Source organism: Tessaracoccus antarcticus (genome assembly GCF_003688855.1).
GTDB lineage: Bacteria > Actinomycetota > Actinomycetes > Propionibacteriales > Propionibacteriaceae > Arachnia > Arachnia antarctica.
This window is the reverse complement of record NZ_REFW01000001.1, coordinates 121,651-148,454: the sequence shown is the minus strand read 5'-3', so window position 1 is coordinate 148,454 and position 26,804 is coordinate 121,651. Positions and strand designations below refer to the sequence as shown.

Genomic DNA, 26,804 nt, shown 5'->3' with positions numbered 1-26,804 from the left:
ACAGTATGGAACTGGTCACCTGAGGATCGCCCCGTCCCCCATGAGGAGAGACATGCAGCAACCGCATGCCGTCATCGCCCTTCCCAACAACATCGAGATCGACGCGCGCGCGCACCGCAACGGCCTGGCCCTGCTGGCTGCCGGGTACAAGGTCACCATGGTGGGTTTCGGAGGGGGGATCCCTCCCCGGGGCATGATCGCCGGGATGCCGTACGTGCTGTGCACCCCCTCTGCTCCTGTGCCGGCCAAGAAGCCGTTGTCGCTCGTGTACCGCGGAGTCCGCAAGGCGTTCCACGTCACTGCTCACCGCCGCCCCCCACAGCAGGTGCTCAAGGGTGTTGCGCGGATCGACGAGGTGACAGGTGTCGTCGCGGAGAAGGCGCGCCATCTGAAGGACAAGGTGTTGCCGCCGCCCCCGGAGCCCAAGCCGGACCTGAAGTTCTGGGAGGAGGCGCTGCCGCAGGTGCCCGTCATGACCCGGGCCATGAAGCCGACCCTCATCGAGTTGCAGCCCGACGTCATCGTCACCGACGTCCACCTACTGCCGCTGGCCACCGAGGTGGCCGCCCACTTCCGGGCGCAGGGTCACCGGACCGGCGTCGTGTACGACGCCCGCGAGTACGTCTACGGCCTCGCCAGCGAGGACCCCAACGTCACCGAGGGGTTCCCGGCGTTGGAGGCCGAATACATTGGCAGCTGCGACGCCACCGTCACGGTGTGCGAACCCATCGCCGACTTCCTGGCGGAGAAGTACAACCTTCCCGTCACCCCGCAACTCGTCCCGAACGCTCCCATCAACGGGCTTCCCCCCGTCGAGCACCCCATGACCATCCGCGACTTCCTGCGCATCGACGCCGATGCACCGCTCCTGGTCTACGCGGGGGGCCTGTCGTACCACCGCGGCGTCCACGACGTCGTCGAAGCGCTGGCGAAGCTGGCGGGCGTCCACCTGGCCATCGGGGCGAGGCGCGGCAGCAGCTACGTGCTGGAGTTGGAGGAGCTTGCCGAGAAGCACGGCGTGCGCGACCGCGTGCACTTCGTCCCGTTCGCCCCCACCCATGAGGTGGCCGAGTACCTGGCCTCGGCCACGGCGGCCATCTTCCCGTTCCTGCCCGTGGGCAACCACAACTGGGCGGCCCCCAACAAGTACTACGAGTCCGTCCAGGCGCGGCTGCCGATCCTGACGTCCAACATGGACTGGCTCAGCGAGCGCATCACCACGCTTGGCATCGGTGAGGTGTTCGAGCACTCCAACCCGGATTCCATCGCCGAGGCCACCACCACACTGCTGGCCAACCTCGACGACTACCGCGCCAGGATCACCGACGAACTCGTCGAGGAGCACAGCTTCGAGCGGTTCCTGCCCACTGTGCAGGAGGTGTGCCTCGACGTCACCGCCGCCCGTGCGAAGGAGGGGCTGCGTCCCAGCGCCCTGGGTGACCAGCTGAGCGCCATCCGCCGTGACATGCTGTCGCAGCGGGCCTCGCTGGCGGACTCGGAGATCTTCGAGCCCCGTCCGTGGCTGCGCGTGGGGTGCGCCAACACCGGCGGTCAGCCGCGGATGTGGTCCACCTCGCTCATGCGGGAACACCCGGAGGCCATCGCCGAGTCCGTGTGGCTGGTCCGCGACCAGGCATTCACGTTCCCCGTCGACCAGAGCGTCACCTACCAGCAGTGGGTCTCGCCCGCCTGGCAGCGCCAGTTGGTGCGCAAGCTGGAGAACCGCGTCACGCACGTCCTCACCGAGAGCGCCCGCGCCATGGTGGGGGCAAAGTTCGGCAAGTTCTTCCACGACGAGGCGGCCTGGTTCAAGGAGGCCGGCATCCGGCAGGGCCTGGTGTTCCACGGCTCGGACATCCGCAACCCCCGGCTCCATGCCGCGCAGGAGCCCGACTCGCCGTTCGCTGACCCTGATGACGAACTGACGGCCACGCTGCAGTCCCAGGTGGAGGCCATCATGCCCCATGTCCTGGCCTTCGAGGGACCGGTGTTCGTGACCACCAACGACCTGCTGGACTACCTGCCCGAGGCCACCTGGCTGCCCATCGTCGTGGACACCGACGCGTGGTCCAGCGACATCGAGCCGTTGGCCGGTGATGGCGCACCGAAGGTGTTCCACGTCCCGTCGCGCGGCTCCATGAAGGGCTCCGACGACGTCGACCTCATCTGCCAGAAGCTGCAGGCCGAGGGCCGCATCCGCTACGTACGGGAAGAGGGCCTGACCCGTGAGCAGATGCGCGAGCGCATGATGGCCTGCGACATCGTCATCGACCAGCTACGCCTTGGTGACTACGGGATCACCGCCGTCGAGGCCATGTCCGGCGGCAAGGTGGTCATCGGCCACGTCGCCGACCGGGTCCGTGCACGCATCGACGGCAACGTCCCCATCGTCGAGGCGTCCTGGCACAACCTCCGGGAGGTGCTCGAGGCGGTCCTGGAGAACAGGGAGACGGTCGCGGCGTTGTCCCGTGCCGGCCGCGAGTACGCCGTGCGTTGGCACGACGGGCGCGCCAGCGCCCAGGTGCTCGCCGAGTTCATGGGGCTGTGACGGTCCCGCGCATGAGAATCCTGATGCTCGTGGCCACCACGGTGGCCACCGACACCCGAGTCCTGCGGGAGGCGCGCACCCTCGTGGGTGCCGGCCACAGCGTGCACATCGTCGGTCGTTCGGTGCCCGAGGGTTTCCAGGATGTGGACGGGATCACCGTCTCCACCGTCGGGACCTCGTCGGTGTTCCGGGCGGAGGGCCAGCCGTCCCTGAAAGGGCGGACGCTGTCGGCCCCGATGCGGCTGGCGCGATGGACGTTGCTTCCGCAGCACCGCCGCAGCTCGTTCGGCCGGTGGGCAGAGGGCGCCTACCTCGACGCCAAGGACCGCGACTTCGACGTGGTCCACGCCCACGACTTCACCGCGCTGGCTGCTGGCGCCCGGCTCGCCCGCGAGCACGGGGCACCGCTGGTCTACGACTCCCACGAACTGTGGACGGGTCTGCCGCGTGAGTACCGTCCCACCCCGCTCGCGGACCGCCGGGAACGACGCCTCGAGGCGGAGCTCGGCGGCCAGGCGGCCGCGGTCATCACCGTCGGGGACGGCGTCGCGGCCGCCTTGGGCCGCCAGTACGGCTGGGACAACGTCTCCGTCGTGCACAACACCTTCCCGCTGCTGCCGGAGCTGCCCGCCCCGCTCCCCGCCCCCGCCGGGCTGGTGTACGCGGGACGCGTCGCGGCGTTCCGTGAGCTGGAGACCATTTCCGCCGCCAGCCGGCAGGTCGAGTTGCCCATCACCGTCGTCGGCCCCTCCGACGACACCTGGCTCACCTCCTTCGACAGGGGGCGTCTCGACGTGAGGCCCGCACTGCCCCTGGACGGCGCCTCCGACCTCATCCAGGCCGCTGGCCTCTCCCTGGTGACGCACTCCGACAAGTGGGAGAACCACCGGCTGGCCATGCCCAACAAGCTGTTCCACGCCGTCAGCCTCGGGGTCCCCGTGGTGGCCACGGAGGTGGGGGAGCTGGCCCGGATGGTGCGCACACACGATCTGGGCACCCTGTACAAGCCGGGCGACGCGCAGTCGCTGGTGGCCGCAATTCGTGATGCGGTGGAGCAATACCCGACACTGGTGAGTAATGTCGGGCGAGCGCGCCCGGAGCTCAGCTGGGAAACGGACGCGGATCGCCTCCTGGCGATCTACACGCAGCTGGGCGAGAAAGAGCAGAAGGAGTTGCCGTGATGCGGTTCCACGATCATGGTCAGGGGGACGCATGGCTGTGAGCAAGCAGTCTGCAGACATGTCCAACGTGCGTGTCTACACCCCCCACAAGGCAGGTCTCCCGGACCTCAGGGAGTACTTCACGGAGCTCTGGAAGCGTCGCGACTTCGCCAAGGAGCTCTCCGACACCAACATGCGCGCCAGCAATACCAACACGGTGCTGGGCCAATTGTGGCTGGTGTTGAACCCGCTGATGCTGGCCGGCGTCTACTACCTGTTGATCTTCATCATCTCCGGGTCCAAGACCGCCGACTTCGCGCAGATCACCTCCGGCTTGTTCCTCTTCTTCTTCATCTCGGGCGTCATCACATCGTGCGCCACGTCGGTGACCAACGCCGGCAGCCTGATCCTCAACATGAACTTCCCCAAGTCGTTGCTGATCATGTCCAACCTGTACCTGTCGCTGCGCCGCTTCGCGCCGACGATGCTGGTCTACCTCGTCATTCACGTCATCTTCCGCAAGCCGTGGACCCTGAGCTTGCTGTGGCTGCCCGTGGTGGTGGTGCTGGCCAGCATGATCTCCTCCGGTATCGGCGCCATCGTGGCGACGTGGCACGTGTACTTCCGCGACACCGCCCAGTTCCTGCCCTACTTCATCCGGGTGTGGCTGTACCTCTCGCCGGTGCTCTACTCAGCCGAGGAATTCGTCACGAAATTCGGCAACCACCCGTTGGGAAAGTTCGCCCAGTTCGTCAACCCGTTGTTCGGGCCGCTGGGCATGTGGTCGGACGCGCTGGCCGGCCACCACGTGCCGTGGCACTACGTGGCCATCGCGGTCGCCTGGGCAGTCCTTCTGTTCTTCGGTGGCCTTCTCTACTTCATCTCGAGGGAGCGTGATTTCGCTGTCCGCCTCTGACAACCATTCGCTGGAACGCGACCCCGGCGCGGCCGAACCCGTCGCCGACGACTCCGTGGCACGTCCCACCGAGCACGGCGGCTCCGCCGTCGTCATCGACGACCTGCACATCACCTACAGGGTCAACCTGGAGCGCAAGAACACGCTGAAGAACTTCCTCGTCAAGGGAGCCAGGGGTCAGCAGGTCAACTACCGCGAGGTCAAGGCACTCCGGGGTGTCTCCTTCGACGTGCCCAAGGGCCAGTGCACCGGCATCATCGGCGCCAACGGCGCCGGCAAGTCGACGCTGATGCGTGCCGTCGCCGGGATCCTGCCCCCCACCGAGGGACGCATCGAGATCCGCGGCAAGGTCAGCACGCTGCTGGCGCTGGGCGTCGGCTTCAACACGGCGTTGACTGGCCGTGAGAACGTGCTGCTGGGCGGTATGGCCGCGGGGCTGACTCGCGCCGGCGTGAAGGAACGCTTCGAGGAGATCGCGGATTTCGCCGACCTCGGAGACTTCATCGACATGCCGATGCGCACGTACTCCTCGGGCATGTTCTCCCGGCTGGCGTTCTCCGTGGCCGTCCACATGGAGCCCGACATCCTCATCATCGACGAGGCGCTCAGCGCCGGCGATGCCCAGTTCAAGGAGCGGGCGGCCCAGAAGATGGCGTCCCTCATCGACGCCGCCGGCACCATGCTGCTCGTCTCCCATGCACTGCAAACCATCCAGGACCTCTCCGACGAGGTGATCTGGCTCCACAAGGGCCGGCTCATCAAGCGCGGCAACCCCAAGGAAATGTGCAACGCCTACCTCGAATTCCTCAAGGTGGGCGACGACAAGATCATCATGGAGGACTTCTGAACCCCCGGCTGGCCATCGTCACGACAGGTCACGATGTGGCGGACGCCCGACTGCACAGGACGTCGGCGGCGCTGCGACGGGCCGGTTTCGACGTCTCCATTCGTGGACTGGGCGATGCGGCGCTGGGGCCCAGGGAGTGCGAGGTGGTGGCCGAAGCCCCCGTGGGAAAGTTGCGCCGCGGGCTGCGCGCACTGCTCTGGCCGTGGCAGGCCAGGGCCGACGTTCTCGTGACCATCGACCCCGACCCCACCCCCAGCGCCTGGCTCGCCAGCAAGGCACGGCGCATGACGTGGGTGGCCGACGTCCACGAGGACTACCGTGCCCTGCTCAAGGACCGGTCCTGGGTGCCGAAACCCCTCCTGATGTTGCTGCAGAGCGCAGTCAGTGGACTGACCTGGGCCACGCGTCACGCCGACCTGGTGCTGGTGGCCGACGAGCACGTCCCGCCCCGGCGAGCCCCGCTTCGCTACGTCATGCGCAACGAACCCGACTTCACCCTGCTGCCTGAGATGGCCACCCACGTCGACGACGGAGCGTGGCGGGCCGTCTACATTGGCGACAACCGACGCTCCCGCGGACTGCAGACCATGGTGGAGGCCATCGCCCTGACAGCCGGTGATGACCGGCCGTGGGAACTCGACATCGTCGGTCCCGCCGCCGGTGACGACCGCGAATGGCTGGAGTCACGGCTGCAGGACCCCGACTGCTCGCGGATCCGCTTCCACGGAAGGCAGGAGCCCAAGCAGTCCTGGGCGATTGCCGAGGGCGCCGACATCGGGTTCTGCATGCTGGCCAACACCCCTGCCTTCGCCGAGGCCATGCCCTCGAAGATCTATGAGTACCTCGCCTGCGGACTGCCCACCATCGCCACCCCCCTGCCGCGTGTGGCGGAGCTGCTGCACCGCACGGGCGCCGGGGCCATCGTCGAATCGCCCGAGGAGACCGCCCGCGTCCTGCGCCGCTACGCCACCGACCCGCTGTGGCGCGCCGACCTCGTGGCGGCGGCACGTGAGGCCGGTGAGGTGGCCCGCACCCGCCGCAACACCTACGACGAGGCCGCCAGCCGCATTGCAGGGTTGGTCAGCGCCGGCTGACACGGACACTGCTCCCGGTTCGGACGCTCGGAAACCCAGACGGTATGCTCGCGAGCGGGGTCAACGGAAGGAAGATCTGCATGGTGCGCATCCAGGACAGTGCCGACGTCTCGCCTGACGCGGTCATCGGGGAGGGCTCATCGGTCTGGCATCTGGCGCAGGTGCGGGAACAGGCTGTGCTCGGCAGGAACTGCATCATCGGACGCGGCGCCTACGTCGGCACCGGCGTGCAGATGGGCGACAACTGCAAGGTGCAGAACTACGCGCTCGTGTACGAACCAGCAGTGCTGGAGGACGGCGTCTTCGTCGGTCCGGCCGCCTGCTTCACCAACGACTACTTCCCCCGTGCCATCGATCCTGACGGCAACATCAAGGGTGGCGACGACTGGGACGCCGTGGGCGTCACCTGCCGCATGGGGTCCTCCATCGGCGCGCGCGCCGTCTGCATCGCGCCCGTCACCATCGGCCGTTGGGCCATGGTGGCCGCCGGCGCCGTCGTCACCAAGGACGTCCCTGATTTTGCCCTCGTCGCCGGTGTCCCCGCGCGTCGTATCCGGTGGGTGGGTCGCGCTGGCGTCCCACTGGAGCCCGGAGAAGAACCCGGCCTGTGGGTGTGCCCGCAGACCGGTTCCCTGTACACGCAAGACAACGAAACACTCGTGGAGGTTTCTCAGTGACTGATTTCATCCCCCCGGCCAAGCCCATCATTGGTGACGAGGAGCGTGAGGCCGTTGATCGGGTTCTGCGTTCCGGCATGATCGCGCAGGGTCCCGAGGTCAAGGCGTTCGAGGAGGAGTTCTCGGAGCATTTCAAGCTCGGGCGTGCGTGTGTGGCTGTGAACTCGGGTACGTCTGGTTTGCACCTGGGTTTGTTGGCGTGTGGCATCGCGGCTGGTGACGAGGTCATCGTTCCGTCGTTCACGTTCGCGGCGACGGCGAACTCGGTGGCGCTGACGGGCGCCACCCCGGTGTTTGCCGATATTGCGGCGGATGACTTCACGTTGGATCCGGCGTCGGTGGAGGCCTCCATCACGGAGCGCACGAAGGCGATCATGCCGGTGCACCTGTATGGTCATCCGGCGAAGATGGCGGAGTTGCAGGCCATTGCTGACAAGCACGGCCTGATGTTGTTCGAGGATGCTGCGCAGGCGCATGGTGCGTCGTTGAACGGGACCCCTGTGGGTGCGTTTGGTGAGTTCGGGATGTTCTCGCTGTACCCGACGAAGAACATGACCTCCGGTGAGGGTGGGATGGTCTCGGCCGCCACTGAGGTGGTGGAGCGCAACCTTCGTCTGTACCGCAACCAGGGGATGTTGCAGCAGTACCACAACGAGGTTGTGGGGTTGAACAACCGCATGACGGACATCCATGCCGCGATTGGTCGGGTGCAGCTCACGAAGGTGGGTGCCTGGACCACGCAGCGTCAGGAGAATGCGGCGTTCCTCTCAGCGAACCTGGAGGGTGTTGTGACGCCCCCGACGTTGCCGGGTGCGGTGCATGTGTTCCATCAGTACACGGTGCGGGTGGCCGATGACCGTGATGGTTTCTCTGCGGCGTTGAAGGAGCAGTACCAGGTGGGCTCGGGGATGTTCTACCCGGTGCCGAACCACCGGCTCAAGCCGTTCCAGTCGCCGGTGGAGTTGCCGGAGACCGAGCGTGCCGCCAAGGAGTGCCTGTCGTTGCCGGTGCACCCGTCGCTGTCCCGGGCTGACCTGGAGCGTGTCGTGGCCGCTGTCAATGCTTTGGCGAAGGCAGGTGCCTGAGATGGGAAACCTGAGGGCTGGTCTGATCGGGATCGGCATGATGGGGCGTCACCACGCCCGCGTGCTGGGGTCCCTGGAGGGTGTCGACCTGGTGGGGATCATGGATCCCGGGGGCGACAAGTTCAACGTGGCTGGTGGGCGCCCGGTGTTTGACACTGTGGAGCAACTGCTGGAGTTGAAGCTGGACTACTGCATGGTGGCGGTGCCCACGGCACTGCACCTGGAGGTGGGTTTGAAGCTGGCCGAGGCCGGGGTGCATGCCATCATTGAGAAGCCGCTGGCGGTGGATGTGGTGAGCTCGAACCAGCTCGTCGACGCGTTCGCGAAGGCGTCCCTGGTGGGTGCTGTGGGCCACATCGAGCGCTACAACCCGGCGTTGCAGCAGGCCCGCAGGCGGATCGCTGAGGGTCAGCTGGGGCGTGTGATCCAGGTCGCGACCCGCCGGCAGGGTCCGTTCCCGGCCCGGATCGCGGATGTGGGTGTGGTCAAGGACCTCGCCACCCATGACATTGACCTGACCGCGTGGGTGGTGCAGTCGCGCTACGAGCAGGTGGCGGCGAACGCCAACAACCTCTCGGGGCGCCAGTACGAGGACCTGATTTCGGTCACGGGCCGGCTCGAGGGCGGGATCGTTGCGAACCACCTGGTGAACTGGCTCTCCCCGCTGAAGGAGCGCGTCACGATCATCACCGGTGAGACCGGCACGTTCGTGGCCGACACGCTGACCGCGGACCTGACGTACTACGTCAACGGGACCGTCAAGAGCACATGGTCCGACATCGCGCACTTCCGCGGTGTCAGTGAGGGCGACGTGGTGCGCTACGCGTTCCCCAAGCCGGAGCCCCTGCTGCGTGAGCACGAGAACTTCCGCGACGCCGTCCTCGGCAAGGACGCGGACATCGTGACCCTGGAACAGGGCCTCAACACCGTCCGTGTGGCCGAAGCCGTCATCGAGTCCGCCACCACCGGCGAGACCGTCACGCTGTAGGTCCTGACAGCGGGGCCGTCGGGGATCTCCTCGCCGGCCCCGTTTCCATGCTCCGGGCAGTCTCCCGGGTCTACCGTGGGTGGATGAACGAGCAGTTCTGCGTGCGTCTGGACCAGGTGCGTCGAGACGACCTGGCGATCGCCGGGGGCAAGGGCGCCAACCTGGGGGAACTCCTCCATGCCGGCTTCGATGTGCCGCACGGTTTCATCGTCACCACGCACGCATACCGCACCGCGGTGGGGGCGGCCCGCTCCGTCGACGACGTGAGGGGGGCCGGGCTGCCGTCCGGTGTTGATGCCGCCATCCGGCAGGCCTACGGCTCGATGAGCGGCGGCGCCGTCGCGGTCCGCTCCAGCGCCACGGCCGAGGACCTGCCGGGGGCGGCTTTCGCAGGACAGCAGGACACGTTCCTGGACGTGGAGGGCGAGGACGCCGTGGTGGCCGCGGTGCTGGGCTGCTGGGCGTCACTGTTCACCGAGCGGGCTGTCGCCTACCGGGACCGGCTCGGTATCGAGTCGGCCACCGTTGCCATGGCCGTCGTGGTGCAGGCCATGGTGCCTGCAGACGTGGCCGGCGTGATGTTCACGGCCGACCCGGTCACCGGCGCGCGGGACACCGTCGTGATCGACGCGGCTCGCGGACTGGGGGAGGCGGTGGTCTCGGGGACGGTGATTCCCGACCACTTCCTGGTGGACCACAGGGACCACATCGTGGAGCGTCGGGTGGTGGCGGTGCCGTCGCTGCGGGAGGACCAGATCCCGGAAATCGCAGCGGTGGGCAGGCGGATCGCCGAGCACTTCGGAGCTCCCCAGGACATCGAGTGGGCCATCCGTGAGGGCCGCCTCTCGATCCTCCAGTCCCGGGCCATGACCGCGCTGCCGCCACCTCCGCGTGCGCTGAACCGGTTCCAGCGTTTCATTGGGCCCACCCTGCTCGAGATGCTCCCCCGACGGCCCTACCCCATGGAACTCACCGCATGGATTCTTCCGACGGTGGCGGCGCACGTTGCAGAAATGATGGAGCAACTCGTGGGTGTGCGGATCTCCTGGGGTGAGATGCTGCCGGCTCGCGACGCCATTGTGCAGGAGTTCGCGCCACCATCGCCGCACCCCACGGCCGTCGTGCCGCTGCGGATCGCTCGGACGGTTGCGCGTGGGTTGCGCGGGAGCACGGCCCCGTGGCAGGAGGATCCGCTGACCCGGGCGTACCGCAGCGGCGCAGCCGCACTCGACCGCCTTGACCCCAGCATGCTGTCGCTGGAGGAACTCGTGGACGTTCCCCGCAGGGCCTCGACACTGGTGGAGCTCATGACCCGGCTGCGTGTGGAGCGTCTGCCGGGCGGACTGGTCGGGATGGTTGGTCTGCGGCTTGTCCTGGTGGGTCGGACGAAGGTCCTCCCTGAGCTGATCGGCCACGTGCCCACGATGACCAGGGCCGCGAACGACGAGCTCGCAGGGCTCGCCGCTGACGCCGTCGCCATTGGGGAGCTGCGGAAACTCCTCGAGGCGGGGGAGTTGGGGGAGGCACTGACGTGCGCGTCATCGTTGCCAGCAGCTGCCGACTGGTGGCGCCGTTTCCAGTGCTTCCTGGACACCTACGGTCACCGGGAAACCACCAGCATCATGCTCCTGCACGACCCGGCCTGGGTCGACTCGCCCACCACCGTGATGGGCCTGATCCGGGTGCTGATGGAGCAGGGGGGCGCAGACGAGAAGGCCAGTGCGCCGACGTCTCTGCTCCGGCGGTCGGGTGTGGTCCGCGGGCTCGGGCGCCTCGCCGCCCGGGGAGTGGCCTTCCGGGAGGACACGCACTTCGAGCTCACGAGGACCTTCCCCGCGGTGCGCAGCGCACTCAACGAGGTGGGTCGTCGTCTTGCCAGGGATGGCCGTCTCGACGACGCCGAGGACGTCTGGATGCTCACGCTGCAGGAGGTCACCAGGGGGGTGTCGACGGCCGGCTCGGACGCCTTCTCCCTGCGGGAGGCGGCCACCCGTCGCCGGGCGGCCTGGGCGGTGTTGGCAGCCACCCCGCTGATCGCCTCGAGCACGCTGTATCCGCACCGTCGGGCATCCCCTGACGCGTTGGTGACCGGTGCCGCCGGTGGCGGTGGACGTGCCACCGGCGCGGTGCGGGTCATCGACGGCCCCGACCAGTTCGGGGACTTGCGGTCGGGCGAGGTGCTGGTGTGCGAGGCCACCAACCCGTCCTGGACGCCGCTGTTCCAGCGTGCCGCCGCGGTCGTCGTCGACCATGGTGGGGTGGCGTCGCACGCGGCGATCGTCGCCCGGGAATACGGCATCCCCGCCGTCATGGGTGCCGCCACGGCCACAACGATCCTGCATGACGGGCAGTGCGTCGTCGTGGACGGGGACCGTGGCGAGGTGATGCCGGCGCCCGACCCCGGCTGAGCGGGTCAGGCATCCGGCGGCGACGGGGGAGACGGTAGACTCACCAATCGCGTGCCGCGCCACCGCGGCCCCAGACGTACCTGAAAATGAGTGGGAGTTCCCCTTGAAGATCACCGTCGTCGCGCTGGGCAAGATCGGCCTCCCGCTCGCCGTCCAGTTCGCAGACTCGGGGCACGAGGTGATCGGCACGGACATCAACACCACCATCGTGGACCTGGTCAATGCCGGCACCGAACCCTTCCCCGGCGAGGCCCACCTGGCCGAGAAGTTGGCAGTCCTGGTGCCGGAGGGTCGCCTGCGGGCGACCACCGACACCGTCGCCGCCGTCGCCGAGTCCGACGCCGTCGTCATCGTGGTCCCGCTGTTCGTCCAGGCCGACGGCACCCCCGAGTTCGCGGCCATGGACGCCGCCACCGCCTCCATCGCCAAGGGGCTCACGCCCGGCACGCTCGTCAGCTACGAGACCACGCTGCCCGTCGGCACCACCCGCACCCGCTGGACCCCCATGCTGGAGGAGGGCTCCGGCCTGAAGGAGGGCGAGGACTTCCACGTCGTCTTCTCCCCGGAGAGGGTCCTCACGGGTCGCGTCTTCGCGGACCTGCGCAAGTACCCCAAGCTCATCGGCGCCGTCTCGCCCGGCGGCGCCGAGCGTGCCACCGCCTTCTACGAGGCGGTTCTGCAGTTCGACGAGCGCCCGGACCTGGTGCGCGGCAACGGCGTGTGGGACCTCGGCTCCGCCGAGGCCGCCGAAATGGCGAAGCTGGCGGAGACGACGTACCGCGACGTCAACATTGGCCTGGCCAACCAGTTCGCCCGCTTCGCCGGGGACAACGGCATCGACGTGTTCCAGGTCATCGAGGCCTCCAACTCGCAGCCCTACAGCCACATCCACCGCCCCGGCATCGCCGTCGGCGGCCACTGCATCCCCATCTACCCGCGGCTGTACCTGTGGACGGATCCCGACGCCTCCATCGTCGAAACCGCCCGACTCGCCAACGAGGCCATGCCCGCCTACGCCGTCGAACTGGCGGAGAAGGCGATGGGGTCGCTTGCCGGACGCAAGGCGGTCGTGCTGGGGGCGTCCTACCGCGGTGGGGTCAAGGAGTCGGCCAAGTCCGGCGTCTTCCCCGTCGTCGACGCCCTGACGTCCCTGGGCGCTGATGTGACCGTGCACGACCCCCTGTTCAGCGACGACGAACTCGGCCGCCTCGGCTTCCGCGCCCATCACATGGGTGAGCCCGCCGATGTCGTCATCGTCCACACCGACCACGCCCAGTACCGCGACCTGACGGCCGACGACCTGCCGGGCGTGCAGGTGGTCGTCGACGGTCGTCGCATGCTGGACGCCGCCAACTTCCGCGACATCACCCTCATCACCCTGGGAAAGGGAATCTGACCCGTGACATCCAAGCCTCGCGTCGTGCTCTTCCGCCACGCCCCCGTCGACTTCGACTCGCGCATCAAGCGGATCGCCACCACCCTGCACCGCGGCGGCTTCGAGCCGATCGTGATCTCCGTGGAGCCGAAGGACGGCGAGTCCGGCGAGTTCCTCCTGGGCGGCCACACCCGCGTGATCCGCGTCCCGTTGCAGCAGTGGCCCTCGACCGGTGCGGAGGCGCCGGCGCCGTCCCGCAACGACGAGCGCGCCGGCCGGTTGCAGCGCCAGCGCGGCGCGTACGGTCAGCGGATCACCGGCCCCAACGCCGCCTCAGTGAAGGCGCTCATCAAGTGGCTGATGACCACGGCCAAGCTTGCGCTGGTCCACGGCATGCAGCTGAAGGAGACGGCCATCACCGCCGGCAAGGCGGCGCGGGTACGGCTCAAGGGGTCCGACGACCCGTTCGAAGCACTCGATCTGCCCCGCAACCTCCCCGTCGCCCACAACGTCGTGTACACGCTGCACGACCTGCTGGTGGAACTCGACCCCGACGTCCTGCACGTCCACAACCCGCTGGCACTGCCGGCCGCGTGGGCGGCGGCCACGTCGCTGCGCCTGCAGGGCAAGGACGTCAAGCTGTCCTACGACGTGCGCGAGGACTTCGCCGGCCTGCCGGACAAGGAGATCGGTGCACGCTCCGCCCACGAGGCACTACTGGGCACCGAGCGCGCATTCATGCCGAAGGCCGACTACGTCATGACCGTGACGGCGTCGCACGCCACCATGCTGCAGGAGCGCTACAAGCTCCCCGTGCTGCCGGACACCATCGTGAACCTGTCGGTGTTCCAGCCCATGGAGGGCGACATCACCGTCCGCGAGGCTGCAGGTGTCGCCGAGGGTACGCCGCTGCTGGTCTATGCAGGGATCATGAGCTGGGCCCGCGGCATCGAGACGCTCATCGAGGCCATGGCCCACGTGGCCGACGACGTCCACCTCGCGATCGTCACCATGCCGCTGCCGCACCCCATGATGACGAAGCTGCAGCCCATGATCGACGACCTCGGCGTGAACGACCGGATCCACTTCATCGGTCCCGTGAGCCAGGCCAACCTCAGCTACTACCTGCACGGCGCGGACGTGGCGGTGCACCCACTGCCCGGTGGCTCCGACAACCACGACCGCACCCTGCCGAACAAGCTTTTCGAATACCTGCACGCCGAGCTGCCCATGGTGTCCTCCGACGCGAAGACCATGGCGGAGTTCGTGCTCACCCACAAGATGGGCAACGTGTTCACGACCGGCGACCCCGTGGACCTGGCCGCGAAGATGATGGAGATGCTGCAGAATCCCATCCCGCAGGAACGGCTTCACCAGTTGGCGCAGGAGTTCTCCTGGCAGAGCAACGAGCCCAGGCTGCTGGAGCAGTTCGGGAAGCTCACCAACTTTCATCCCCACCTGCAGGACGGCCCCTTCGGCTCCACCGAGGTGACCCCCGCCACTGCGATTCCTGAGTAGCCCGGCGACGAGGGCCAGTGCTTCCTTCCCTACACGTTTCCGTGGGGCTTCGAGTGGAGCGGTTTCAGGGCCGGGGTCAGCAGGAGCATCACCAGTGCGCAGGCCGGGACCACGAGCAGCGCCCAGCGCAGGGCCGTGGCGTCGGCGAGCAGACCAATGAGCGGGGGGCCGGTGAAGAAGCCCAGCCGCATCATCCACGTCACGATCGTGAGTCCGCTGCCCGTCCGCATCCCGGGCAGTTCGTCGGCGGCATGCATGGCTGACGGTATTGCCGTCGCCACACCCCACCCGGCGCAGGCGAAGCCGATGAGGGTGGCCGCGGGGCTCGGGAACGCCACGGCGGCAGCCATGCCGAGCGCCGCGATCGCTCCGCCCTGCATCAGAGCAGGTCGGCTGCCGAGCCGGTTGACGAGTGCGTCACCCGTGAACCTGCCCACCATCTGCGCGCCCTGCAGCGCCACGAAGGCCATCCCCGCCAGGAAGGGTGTCACGACGAACGCGCGGTCCATGTACACGGCACCCCAGGTGGCGCCGGTGTCCTCGATGAGACCTGCGGAGGCGCCCAGCAGGCCGAGCGCCACGAGGCGGATCAGGATGGGGCTGGGAATGCGGCGAGGAGCGGTGCGGGAGGCCTCGACGGCGACGTCGTCCAGTTCAGTGTGGTCGGGCGTGCGCAGCAGCAACGCCTTCGATGCCAGGGCCATCGTCGCGAACACCACGGTGGCGACGAGGCACTGCAACCAGATGGGCACGTGCCACTGCGCCGCGGCCGATCCCAGGAAGCCTCCGCACACCGCCCCGATGGACCACCAGCCGTGGAAGCTGTTGAGGATGGAGCGGCCGTAGAGCTTCTGCACCCGAAGACCGTGGGCGTTCATGGAGATGTCGGTGAGGGCGTCGAACGCTGCCATGAGGAACACCCCGACGGCGAACACCGCCGCCACCGGTGCGTTGCCGATGACGTTCAGCATGGCAATGTAGAGCACCAGGGATGCGACGGCTACGACGGCCGAGTTGAAGCGCCGCATGAGGCGGGCCGTGAACAACCCGGCCACCAGCCCGCCGATGGGTCCGATTCCCACCGATACCCCCCAGAAGGTGTCCGAGAGCCCCAGCGCCTGCTTGATCTCGGGGTAGCGGGGCAGGATCGACGCCCACGCCACGCCGTTGAGCCAGAACAGTGCGATGACACCCCATCGGGCGCGGCGAGCTTCAGGGGACACGACGGCGGGCATGGATGAACTCTCCTGTGGGCGGACGGCAGAGGGCCGCGCTCAGTCTAGGTGCGGCGCCCCGATGCTGAGGTCGGTGTCGTCGTCCCTCCTTGCCAGCGCCTCGACGCCGCCCAGACCCGGCGGCCCCGACGCTGGTCCACCCGTGGCGGGGGCGACGTTGGCCCCGACGTTGCAGGGCCGTGCACCCGGCAGACCGGGGGGCGAGTCCTGCCTGAAGCCCCGTGTGGTTTGCTGGGTCCATGATGAAGCGGACACTCTCGGCCATTGCCCTCGGCGGACTCCTCCTGGCTGGCTGCAGTGGCGGAACCACGGACGTGGAACGAACCGGGTCACCCGCATCGCCGACGCTCACTGCCACCACTCCCGAGCCCGTGGCCAGCGGCGAGCCCGTCGAATCCGCCACCACGGCGCCAATCCCCGTTTCGAGCGCGCCGGCGGAGACGACCCCGCCCGTGCCGTCAACGGGCGAACCCTCGGCCTCCTCCGAGGCTCCACCCACCGCCACCGCACCGCCCCCGGTCAGCGCGCCGCCGCCGCCGTCGGAGGCCGTCACCAGTGCGCCAGCCGGTGGGGCGTGGGTGAGCATGGAGGTGACCGTGAAGACCGCGGCCGAGGCAAAGGGACTCACGCAGACGACTGCCGATTTCCGCGCGTTCGTCGCCGAGCGCGTGTCCACCCCTGACGCCAGTGGCTGCCAGAGCGAGTTCACCGTCCTGGCGTTCCACGCCGACGGCTACGCGGCGGGGCAGGATTTCGCCCCCGGCTGCGGCGGCTCCCAGAGCATCTGGGGCAAGGTGGATGGGAAGTGGGAGACGCTGATGGCCATGCAGAGCGTGGTGGAGTGCACGGAGATGGCCGACAACAACATTCCCAAGGGCCTGCCCGACATCCCCTGCCTTGATGCCGGTGGTGCCCTCGCCACCTGGTGACCCCTGCTGGCGGCGACGACGGTGGCGCCGAGGAAGGCCCGTCGCGGGATGATCCCATTCGGGACCTTGCTGACCCCCCTTCGCGTAGCATGCGCTCATGTGCCGCGAGCGTTGACGCTCCGGACGACGCGCGTGGACGAAGGAGTCTGAAGTGTCGCTCGAAACCCGATCCCGGAAACTGTTGGCTGCCCTCACGGCACTCCCGCTGGTCGTCGCGGGGCTGGTGTCGCCCGGCGCCACCGCGCCCGCGGCTGCCGCCGAACTGCAGGTGGTGGCCACGGGCTCCTTCCAGTCCGAACTCGGGTGCGCCGCGGACTGGGACCCTGCCTGCCAGTTGACCAGGCTGGTGGAGGAGGACCCGGGAAGTGGTGTCTACACCGCCGACTACGCCGTTCCGGCGGGTCAGTATGACTTCAAGATCGTGCTCGACGGCGACTGGGATCGGGCAGTCGGTGCCAACAACGCCGCTGGCGACAACGCCAGGCTGAATCTCCCTCGCGACATGGACCTGACCTTCTCCTACGACGCCGCCACTGGGCGCATCGGTGTCACGGGGCCCGAGCTGCTTCCCACGGGCAAGGACGTACCCGGTGACGACACCATCGCCCAGCCGGCGGTCCGCGAGGGGGACGTGGAGAACTTCTACTTCGTCATGACCGACCGCTTCGCCAACGGCGACCCGACCAACGACACCGGCGGCATCGTCGGGGACCGCCTCGCCAACGGCTTCGACCCCACCGACGAGGGGTTCTACCATGGCGGGGACATCACGGGCCTCGTCGACAAGCTCGATTACATCCAGGGGCTGGGCACCACGGCCATCTGGCTGACCCCGTCGTTCACGAACAGGCCCGTCCAGGGCGCAGGCGACGACGTGTCCGCCGGCTACCACGGGTACTGGATCACCGACTTCACCACCATCGACCCGCACCTCGGGGGCAACGACGCCCTGGCCGCGCTGACCGACGCCGCACACGAGCGCGGCATGAAGGTCTACTTCGACATCATCACCAACCACACGGCCGACGGCATCGAGTACGAGGAGGGTGAGTACTCCTACATCCCCGTGGCCACCTCCCCGTACAAGGACGCGGCCGGCAACGTCATCGACATCGCCGCACTGGCGGGCTCCGCCGTGTGGCCCGCCCTCGACGCGAACGTCTCCTTCCCCTACACCCCCACGCTGCGCGCCGGCGTGACGAAGACCCCCGCCTGGCTCAACGACGAGACGCTCTACCACAACCGGGGCGACTCGACGTGGGAGGGCGAGTCCGTCACCCTCGGCGATTTCGTGGGCCTTGACGACCTCATGACGGAGCACCCCACCGTGGTGGACGGCATGGTGGACATCTACACCTCGTGGATGGACATGGGCGTCGACGGCTTCCGCATCGACACCGTCAAGCACGTCAACTTCGAGTTCTGGGAGAAGTGGACGGCCGCCCTCGCGGCGCACGCCGCAGCCGTGAACCCCGACTTCTTCATGTTCGGTGAGGTCTACGACGCGGACCCCGCCAAGCTGGCCCCGTACCTGCGCCGCACCGACATGGACGCCACCCTGGACTTCACCTTCCAGTCCGCCGCCACCAACTTCGCGAAGGGGTCCAGCACCAAGGGGTTGTCCTCGCTGTTCGCGGGCGACGACCTGTACCTGACGTCCGACACCTCCGCCGCCACCCTGCCCACGTTCCTCGGCAACCATGACATGGGCCGCATCGGGTACTTCGTGAAGGACTCGGACCAGCCCGAGAAGCGCTCCGCACTGGCCCACGAGTTGATGTATCTGACCCGCGGCCAGCCCGTCGTCTACTACGGCGACGAGCAGGGCTTCGTCGGCACGGGCGGCGACAAGGCCGCCCGACAGGACATGTTCGGCACCAGCGTTGATTCCTACGCCACGCAGCCGCTGCTGAACGGTGACGTCGTCGGGACCGCTGACCGCTACGACACCGACACTGCGCTCTATGAGGGCATCGCCGACATGGCGCAGCTCCGGGCCGAGAATCCGGCCCTGGCCGACGGTGCCCAGTACGAGCGCCTCTCCACCGCCGGCGCCGGCGTCTACGCGTTCTCCCGCGTTGACCGCGACGAGAAGGTCGAGTACCTGGTGGGCGTCAACAACGCCACCACGGACAAGACCGTCGACGTCACCACGCTCACCCCGTCTGCCGCCTACGCGTCCGTGCGCGGCGGCAGCGCCGTCACGGCCGACGCCGAGGGCGTTGTCTCCCTCACGGTGCCGGCGCTCTCGAGCGTGGTGCTGAAGGCCGACCGCACGGTCGCGGCGAGCACTGGTGCCATCGCACTGGACCTCACCGATGGTGCAGCCATCACCGGTGACACCGCCCCTGTGACGGCCACCATCGACCTGAACCGCTGGGCGGAGACGACGTTCGCCATGCGCACGTTCGAGGACTCGTCGACGTGGACGACCATGGGCGTGGCCGAGGACGACACCCCGCGTGTCTACGGCGACGTGGCCTCGCTCGCCGTCGGCACCCCCGTCGAGGTCCGTGCCGTCACGACGGGCGTCGACACCATCGCCGGCGACTCCGCCCTGGTCTGGGTGGGGCAGGACTTTTCGCTGGCCCCCGCCGACGGTGGCGAGGTGCCCGGCGCAGTGGAGGTCACCGTTCCCGGAACTCACAACTCCGACATGGGGTGCGCGGCCGACTGGCAACCGGACTGCGCGGAAGCCGCCCTGACCCTGGACGGATCCGGCCTCTACAGCGGCGTCTTCACCATCCCGGCGGGCACCTATGAATGGAAGGTGGCCTACGGCGGCAACTGGGACGAGAGCTACGGTGCCGACGGTGTCGCCGGCGGTGGCAACATGACCTACACCACCGACGGCACGCCCGTGCGGTTCTTCCACGACCCCCTGACCAAGTTGTCCTGGGTCGTCAACGTGTCCGCCATGGTGACGCTTCCCGGCACGTGGCAGTCGGAGCTCGGGTGCTCGGCCGACTGGCAGCCCGAGTGCATCGCCACCGCCATGCGGCCGCTGGGCGACGGTACCTGGGTGTACCAGAGCGACGCCCTGCCCGCTGGCAGCTACGAGATCAAGGTGGCCGTGGGCGGCTCCTGGGATGTGAACTATGGGGTGGGCGGTGCCCCCGGAGGCGGCAACTACCAGTTCACCGTCGGCGCAGGGGAGACCGTGAAGGCCGTCTACGACGAGACTTCCCATCTGCTGAGCATCGAGGTTGCCAACCCGCCCCTGGCGGGCGTCGGTCAGGCGTGGGCCCAGTGGCTGACCCCGACCACCATGGCGTGGCCGACGTCGCTGATCCCCGGCGACCTCTCCACCCTGACGTGGGCCCTGCATCACGACCCGGCCGGTGGAGTCACCGTCGGCGACGCGGTCACGGGCGGCGAAACCATCCCCCTGACCTACGGGGGCGTTCTGCCCGCCGACCTGGTGTCGCAGTACCCCCAGCTGAAGGACTACGTTGCACTCACCGTCCCGGGCACCGCAGCCGTGGCGGACCTCCTGACCGGTGAACTGCTGGTCAGTGCCGGAGATGGTGACGTCCTGCGGGCGGCCACATCCGTGCAGATCGCACCTGTCCTCGACGCCCTCTACGGGGACGCCGTCGAGAACGTGGACCTCGGTCCCGTCTGGACCAACGGCATCCCGACGCTGCGCGTCTGGGCCCCGACCGCCAAGGACGTGTCGCTCCACCGCTGGCCCGCCGGGGGTGCGGGTGACCCCGTGGCCGTGGAGGCGACGCAGTCCGACGACGGCACGTGGTCCGTCACCGGCGACGCGTCCTGGAAGGACTCCCAGTACCTGTGGTCCATCGACGTCTTCGTGCCGTCCATGGATGCGGTGGTGACCAACGACGTCACCGACCCGTACTCGCTGGGGCTGACGGTGAACTCGACGCGCTCGGTCCTCGTCGACCTCGACGACCCGGAACTCGCGCCGCAGCAGTGGCGTGACGTGGCGGCCCCGACGGTGCGCAACGACGCATCGCGCGCCATCTGGGAACTGCACGTCCGCGACTTCTCCATCGCCGACGCATCCGTGCCGGAAGCCGAGCGGGGCACGTACAAGGCGTTCACCCGCAAGGATTCCACCGGCATGCAGCACCTTGCCACGCTGGCGGAGGCGGGCATCGACACCGTGCACCTTCTGCCCACCTTCGACATCGCCACGATCCCGGAGGACCGCACCCAGCAGGCCGTCCCCGCCATCCCGTCGGACGCCGGGTCGGCATCGGAGGATCAGCAGGCCGCCGTCACCGCCGTCGCCGACAAGGACGCCTTCAACTGGGGCTACGACCCGCTGCACTGGAGTGCGCCGGAGGGCTCCTACGCCACCGACGCCAACCAGGTGGGTGGTAGGCGAAGCTACGAGTTCCGGGAGATGGTGGGTGCACTCCACGACACGGGGCTGCAGGTGGTCCTCGATGAGGTCTACAACCACACGGCCGCCTCGGGGCAGGACGCCAAGTCCGTGCTCGACAAAGTGGTGCCCGGCTACTACCACCGCCTCTCGGCCTCGGGTGTCATCGAGACGTCCACCTGCTGCGAGAACGTGGCCACGGAGAACCAGGTGGCGCAGAAAATGATGGTGGACTCGGTGGTGACCTGGGCCCGCGACTACCACGTGGACGGGTTCCGCTTCGACCTCATGGGCCACCACTCCCGCGCCAACATGGAGGCCGTCCGCGCCGCACTCAACGAGCTGACGATGGCCACCGATGGCATCGACGGCTCCGCCGTCTACCTCTACGGCGAGGGCTGGAACTTCGGTGAGGTGGCCGACAACGCCCGCTTCCGTCAGGCGACGCAGGGCCAACTCGACGGCACCGGCATCGGCGCCTTCAACGACCGACTCCGCGACGCAGTTCACGGCGGCGGCCCCTTCGACGAGGACCACCGCGTCAACCAGGGACTCGGAACGGGGCTCTACACCGACCCCAACGGTCTCTCCACCCAGACCGGCGCCGAGCAGCTGGCAGCGCTCAAGCACTCAAGCGACCTCGTCCGCCTCGGCATGGCCGGCAACCTCAAGGACTACTCCTTCCTGGCTGCCGACGGGACCGTGAAGAAGGGATCCGAGCTCGACTACAACGGGCAACCGGCTGGGTTCTCGAGCATGCCTCAGGAGTCGGTGAACTACGTCGACGCCCACGACAACGAGACGCTGTACGACCTCGCCATCATGAAGCTCCCCGTGGGGACCTCCATGGCTGATCGTGTACGGATGAACACGATCTCCCTGGCCACGGTCGCGCTGGGGCAGTCGCCGTCGTTCTGGCACGCCGGCACCGAGATCCTGCGGTCCAAGTCCCTGGACCGTGACTCGTACAACTCCGGCGACCATTTCAACGCCGTCGACTGGAGCCTGGAGAGCAACACGTTCGGTACCGGCCTGCCCGTGAAGGACAAGAACGGGGAGAAGTGGCCCGTCATGAAGCCGCTGCTCGAGAACCCGGCCCTGAAACCGGACAAGGCGGCCATGGAGGCGTCGCTGGCGCAGTCCCTGGACCTGCTCCGTCTGCGGAAGTCGACGCCGCTGCTGAGTCTTGGCACCGACGCCCTCGTGCGTGAGCGCGTCACCTTCCCCGGGTCCGGCACGGACCAGGTGCCGGGACTCGTCCTGATGGCGGTGGATGACCGATCCGGCGCGTTCGCCGTCGACGTCGATGAGGACCTCGACGGGGTCCTGGTGGCCATCAACGCCACGCCGGGGACCATCACCACGAAGGTGCCGGCACTGGCGGGTCGCCAGTTCGCGCTCAGCGAGGTGCAGGCCGGCGGCCAGGACGCCGTCGTCAAGGCGACGGGGTGGGTGGCCGCCGACGGCACCCTCACCGTCCCGGCGCGTACGGCGGCGATGCTCGTGGAGAAGGCGACGCTCGTCGAACCGACACCCACGCCCACGCCCACGGCATCACCGACGGCAACGGCCACCCCCACGGCGACACCGACTGTGAAGCCGACATCGGGTCAGAGTGATCTGTATTCGACGCCGGGGTACCACGACGTGAACGGGCGGAAGTGGTTCACCACGTGTGAGCCGTATTCGCAGACGGTCCGCTGCCGTACGTCGATCTGGGCCACCCAGGTCTCCTACGTCAACGGTGCCTTCCGGCCGAGCACGGGCTGGTACTTCAACAACATGACGTACCTGCCCTACATGAAGCGCTCCCAGTGGACCAGCAACCCGCTGGGGCACGCGGGGGAGTGGACGTCCACCGAGGGGCGGAAGTGGCGTACCGAGTGCGACACCCCGGCCACCGGTCGCAACGGCTGCCGCAGCTTCATCTGGGCCAGCTACATCGCATCCAGGGTGGAGGCGGGTGGCAACCGCACGTACTACTGGACCAACGGCTGGCTGTTCAACAACATCGTGAGGTTCAAGTAGGACGTGAACGGCAACGACGAAGGGCCCGGACCGATTGGTCCGGGCCCTTCGTCATGCTGGTCGGGGTGACAGGATTTGAACCTGCGGCCTCGTCGTCCCGAACGACGCGCGCTACCAAGCTGCGCCACACCCCGATCGACTCGTCACCGAGCCATCGGAAATACTAGCTCACCGGTTCATCAGTCGCGAAACCGACCGGGCGTGGCACCAGGGTCAGCAACGTCACCTCGGGGCGGCAGGCGAACCGGTACGGCGCGAACGGGGACGTGCCCACACCAGCTGAGACGTGCAGCGCGGAGGTGTGGCCGCCGTGCGTGTGCGAGGACAGTCCCTTCGCGCGGGCCGGATCCAGGTCGCAGTTGGTGACCAGAGCGCCATAGCCGGGGACGCAGACCTGGCCCCCGTGGGTGTGGCCGGCCAGGATCAGGTCCATGCCATCGGCGGTCATCCCGTCCAGGAGGCGCAGGTAGGGGGCGTGGGTGACGCCGATGTTGAGGTCGGCAGTGGGGTCGGCGGGGCCAGCCACGGCCGAGTAGTCGTCGCGCCCCAGGTGCGCGTCATCCGTGCCGCGGAAGGCGATCTTGTACCCGTTGACCTCCAGGGTTTCGCGACGGTGGGTGAGGTCCTTCCACCCGACGCCGGTCATCTTGTCGCGCAGGGTCCGCCACGGGAGTTCCTTCGGGTCCTCGGCGGGGCGCGAACGCCCGTCGAGGATGTACTTCACGGGGTTCTTGAAGGCGGGGGCGTAATAGTCGTTGGACCCGAACACGAACACACCGGGGGTGAACCGGAGGCTGTTCCATGCCGCCATCAGCGGGAAGATGGCGTCGGCGTCGGCGATGTTGTCGCCCGTGGTCACCACCAGGTCGGGGCGCAGGGACGCCAGGCTGCGGATGAAGTCCAGCTTGAAGTGCTGCTTCGACGTGAGGTGCAGGTCGGAGACGTGCAGGATCCGGAGGGTCCTGCCCCCCGGTGGCAGGACGGGAACCTCCAGGCGGCGGACCGTGAAGAGGTTGGCCTCCACCAGTCCCCATGCGAAGCACCCGAGGGCTGCACCACCGAGGGCACCCAGGACGTGACCGGGACGCGGCCCCATCAGCCGTTGGTGCCGGGCGTGGCCGGCGGTGTGACAGCCGGCGTTGCCGCCGGCGGTGGGACAACCGGGGTGACGACGGGCGGAGCCGATGGCGGGGTGGGCTTCGGTTCGGGCTTCGGCTCGGGTCCCGCTGAGACCTTCATGGAGATGGTGCCGAACTTCGTGGCGGTGGTGGTGGGGTAGATGCCGAGGAAGGCACCCTTGCGCCTGCGGTCGAACACCGGACGACGCACCGTGCTGAAACCGGCTGCCTCAAGTGTCTGCTTGGCCTCGTTGTACCCCATGCCCGAGACGTCGGGGACGGGAACCTTCTCGCCCTCCAGGATCTTCTTGGAGGGGTCCGTGAAGTTGGTGCGCGGCAGGTCCTTCAGTGCTGAGGCCATGGCGACCTTCCAGATCTTGCCGGCGTCGCCGCCACCACTACCTTTCAGTCGGTTGCCGTTGGCCACCCGGATACCTGTCAGCGACTTGCGGTGGGTCTTGAAGTAGGGGTTGGTCTTGTCGATGCCGATCATGGCCACGCCCGCCATCTCGGGGGTGTACCCGGCGAACCACACCGCGGTGGCGTCGTTGGTGGTACCGGTCTTGCCGGCCTGCGGACGGCCATCCGGCATGCGTGCGGGACGCCCGGTGCCCTTGCTCATGACGGATTCGAGCACGTAGCTGACGCCGTCGGCGACCTCCGGCTCCATGACCTTGGTGCAGTTGGCGGACGGCACGGGGATGTTCTCGCCGTCCTTGTTCTGCACCGACTCCAGGATGATGGGGTCGCAGTGCACGCCGCGGTTGGCGAACGTCGCGTAGGCCTCCGCCATGGACAGCGGGGTCACGTCAGCGGTGCCCAGCACGAAGGAGGGGTTGTAGGACTCGGTGGCGAGGTCGTCGCCGTTGGACAGCTTCACACCCACCTTCTTCGCCATGTTGATGGAGGCGCAGATGCCGATGTCGCGTTCCAGCTGGATGTAGTAGTTGTTCACCGAGGACTGCGTGGCCTTCATCATGTCGATGGTGCCGTAGGAGCTGTCGTAGTTCTTGGGCTTCCAGTCCTGGTTGAAGACGAAGGGGCCGTCGCAGCTCTTGAACGTGGTGCCGCGGTAATCCTTCTGGTACGGCGCGTCGTAGGTCTTGCTGGGCGTGGCGCCAGCCTCCAGGGCGGCGGCCATGACGAACGGCTTGAAGGTGGAGCCCGCCTGGAACCCCTCGAGGCCGTTCATGGCCTCCTCGACGCTGAAGTTGTAGTACGTCTGGCCGGGGCCGGTGCCGATCTCGGGGCGGCTCTGGGCCATCGAGATGATGAGGCCGGTCTTCGGCTGAATCTGCACGGATGAGGACAGCACGGGGTCGAGGGGCGCGATCTGGGCGGCCACGGCCAGTTCGGCGGCCTTCTGGGCCTCCGGGTCGATGAGGGTGTGGATCGTGAGACCACCGCGCTTCAGGATGTTCTCGCGCTCCTCGGCTGACGCACCGAGGGAGGGCATCTTGTCGGACTTCAGCGTCTGCACCACGTAGTCGCACAGGATCGGGAATGCCGACGAGATGCAACCGTTGGGGGTCTGCGTCACCTTGGCGGGGTCGAACACCACCTTCTTGGCGGCTTCTGTGTCGGTGCCCTTGATGATCCCCAGTTCAGCCATGCGGTTCAGCACGACGTCGCGGCGCTCCATGGCCTTCTCCGGGTACTTCACGGGGTTGGTCTGGACGGGGTTCTGCACCATCCCGGCCAACATCGCGGCCTGGTCCAGTGTCAGATTCTTGGCGGTGGTACCCCAGTAATGGTGGGCTGCGGCCTCGACACCGTAGGCGCCGTCGCCGTAGTAGGCAATGTTGAGGTAGCGCTCAAGGATCTCGTTCTTCGTGAGGCGCTTCTCCACGGCCATGGCGTAGCGCATCTCACGGATCTTGCGGTCGAAGCTCACCTCGGTGGCCTTGCGGACACCGTCCTCGTCGCCCTTGGCCTTGGCGGCCTCCACCTGCACGAGCTTCACGTACTGCTGCGTCAGTGTGGACGCGCCCTGCGTGTCGCCCAGCGCCGTCTTGAAGAAGGCGCGGCCCAGACCGGTGAGGTCGATGGCACCGTGCTCATAGAATCGGTGGTCCTCGATGGCGATCTGCGCGTCCTGCATCACCCCGGCGATCTCGTCGAGCCCCACGTACACGCGGTTCTCGTCGAAGAAGGTGGCGAGCGTCTCGCCGTTGGACATCACGATGCGCGAACGCTCGGACTGGGGTGGCGTCTCGAGCTCCTCGGGGAGGTACTGGAGGCTGTCGGCGGCCATCTTCGTGGTGCTGCTGGCCAGCGCCGTGAAGGGGACCGCCAATCCTGCCAGCAGGAGGCCCGACAGGACGCTGACAGCCACAAACATCAGCATCGCGTAGGCCTTGCGGCTCAAGGAGGGTGACTTCATGGCTTGGATTCTACGTGACCGGGACCGGTATCCCGACTTCGCGGCGGCCGGGTCCCCAAGTCCGGCCGGGAACCCACTGTTGCGCTGGGCCCGCTATGCGCTACGGTCGGTCCCAACGGACCACCAGTTGCGCAAGGGAGGGCA

16 protein-coding genes and 1 tRNA gene are annotated in these 26,804 nt (G+C 68.0%); 13 read left to right on the top strand and 4 right to left on the bottom strand.

Features of this window, described 5'->3' with window-relative positions:
* Positions 1-52: 52 nt before the first annotated feature.
* From EAX62_RS00695 to EAX62_RS00645, 11 genes are all read left to right on the top strand, one after another.
* On the top strand, positions 53-2,548 hold the full coding sequence (locus EAX62_RS00695) for a glycosyltransferase family 4 protein (RefSeq protein ID WP_158600426.1): 2,496 nt from the start codon (positions 53-55) through the stop codon (positions 2,546-2,548).
* 11 nt (positions 2,549-2,559) lie between these two features.
* Positions 2,560-3,729, top strand: coding sequence for a glycosyltransferase (locus tag EAX62_RS00690; protein WP_121900918.1), 1,170 nt, complete (start codon positions 2,560-2,562; stop codon positions 3,727-3,729).
* Positions 3,730-3,760: 31 nt separating this feature from the next.
* Positions 3,761-4,624: an ABC transporter permease gene (locus EAX62_RS00685; RefSeq protein ID WP_121899771.1), complete on the top strand. Its 864-nt coding sequence runs from the start codon at positions 3,761-3,763 to the stop codon at positions 4,622-4,624.
* A complete protein-coding gene (locus tag EAX62_RS00680) occupies positions 4,602-5,471 on the top strand; it encodes an ABC transporter ATP-binding protein (protein WP_233557750.1) in 870 nt (289 codons plus the stop codon). Before EAX62_RS00685 ends, EAX62_RS00680 begins: the two co-directional genes overlap by 23 nt.
* 35 nt (positions 5,472-5,506) lie before the next feature.
* Entirely contained in the window at positions 5,507-6,565 is a 1,059-nt protein-coding gene (locus EAX62_RS00675; protein WP_121899770.1) for a glycosyltransferase, read from the top strand.
* Positions 6,566-6,645: 80 nt separating this feature from the next.
* Positions 6,646-7,242 (top strand): acyltransferase, encoded by a 597-nt coding sequence (locus EAX62_RS00670; protein ID WP_121899769.1) that lies wholly within the window; start codon positions 6,646-6,648, stop codon positions 7,240-7,242.
* A complete protein-coding gene (locus EAX62_RS00665; protein WP_121899768.1) occupies positions 7,239-8,327 on the top strand; it encodes a DegT/DnrJ/EryC1/StrS family aminotransferase in 1,089 nt (362 codons plus the stop codon). Before EAX62_RS00670 ends, EAX62_RS00665 begins: the two co-directional genes overlap by 4 nt.
* A gap of 1 nt (position 8,328) precedes the next feature.
* Positions 8,329-9,315 carry a Gfo/Idh/MocA family protein gene (locus EAX62_RS00660; RefSeq protein ID WP_121899767.1) on the top strand — a complete coding sequence of 329 codons (987 nt, stop codon included), beginning with the start codon at positions 8,329-8,331 and terminating at the stop codon, positions 9,313-9,315.
* A gap of 83 nt (positions 9,316-9,398) precedes the next feature.
* The gene (locus tag EAX62_RS00655) at positions 9,399-11,723 is read left to right on the top strand and encodes a PEP/pyruvate-binding domain-containing protein (RefSeq protein ID WP_121899766.1); all 2,325 of its coding nucleotides are present in this window, start codon (positions 9,399-9,401) and stop codon (positions 11,721-11,723) included.
* Between the two features lie 103 nt (positions 11,724-11,826).
* On the top strand, positions 11,827-13,119 hold the full coding sequence (locus EAX62_RS00650) for a nucleotide sugar dehydrogenase (protein ID WP_121899765.1): 1,293 nt from the start codon (positions 11,827-11,829) through the stop codon (positions 13,117-13,119).
* 3 nt (positions 13,120-13,122) lie between these two features.
* Entirely contained in the window at positions 13,123-14,616 is a 1,494-nt protein-coding gene (locus EAX62_RS00645) for a glycosyltransferase family 4 protein (RefSeq protein ID WP_121899764.1), read from the top strand.
* Between the two features lie 29 nt (positions 14,617-14,645).
* Here EAX62_RS00645 and EAX62_RS00640 read toward each other — a convergent pair whose 3' ends face one another.
* Complete coding sequence (locus EAX62_RS00640) at positions 14,646-15,851, bottom strand: MFS transporter (RefSeq protein WP_121899763.1); 1,206 nt, start codon at positions 15,849-15,851, stop codon at positions 14,646-14,648.
* Between the two features lie 239 nt (positions 15,852-16,090).
* On the opposite strand from EAX62_RS00640, the gene EAX62_RS00635 reads away from it, so the two are divergent.
* Positions 16,091-16,780 (top strand): hypothetical protein, encoded by a 690-nt coding sequence (locus EAX62_RS00635; RefSeq protein WP_121899762.1) that lies wholly within the window; start codon positions 16,091-16,093, stop codon positions 16,778-16,780.
* Between the two features lie 151 nt (positions 16,781-16,931).
* A complete protein-coding gene (gene pulA, locus EAX62_RS00630; RefSeq protein WP_121899761.1) occupies positions 16,932-23,159 on the top strand; it encodes a pullulanase-type alpha-1,6-glucosidase in 6,228 nt (2,075 codons plus the stop codon).
* A 57-nt stretch (positions 23,160-23,216) separates the two neighbouring features.
* Here the strand turns inward: pulA and EAX62_RS00625 are convergent.
* The 3 genes from EAX62_RS00625 to EAX62_RS00615 form a co-directional block, all read right to left on the bottom strand.
* A tRNA-Pro gene (locus EAX62_RS00625) sits at positions 23,217-23,293 on the bottom strand.
* Between the two features lie 29 nt (positions 23,294-23,322).
* Complete coding sequence (locus tag EAX62_RS00620; RefSeq protein ID WP_121899760.1) at positions 23,323-24,255, bottom strand: metallophosphoesterase; 933 nt, start codon at positions 24,253-24,255, stop codon at positions 23,323-23,325.
* Entirely contained in the window at positions 24,255-26,660 is a 2,406-nt protein-coding gene (locus tag EAX62_RS00615) for a transglycosylase domain-containing protein (protein ID WP_233557749.1), read from the bottom strand. Before EAX62_RS00615 ends, EAX62_RS00620 begins: the two co-directional genes overlap by 1 nt.
* Between the last annotated feature and the right edge of the window lie 144 nt (positions 26,661-26,804).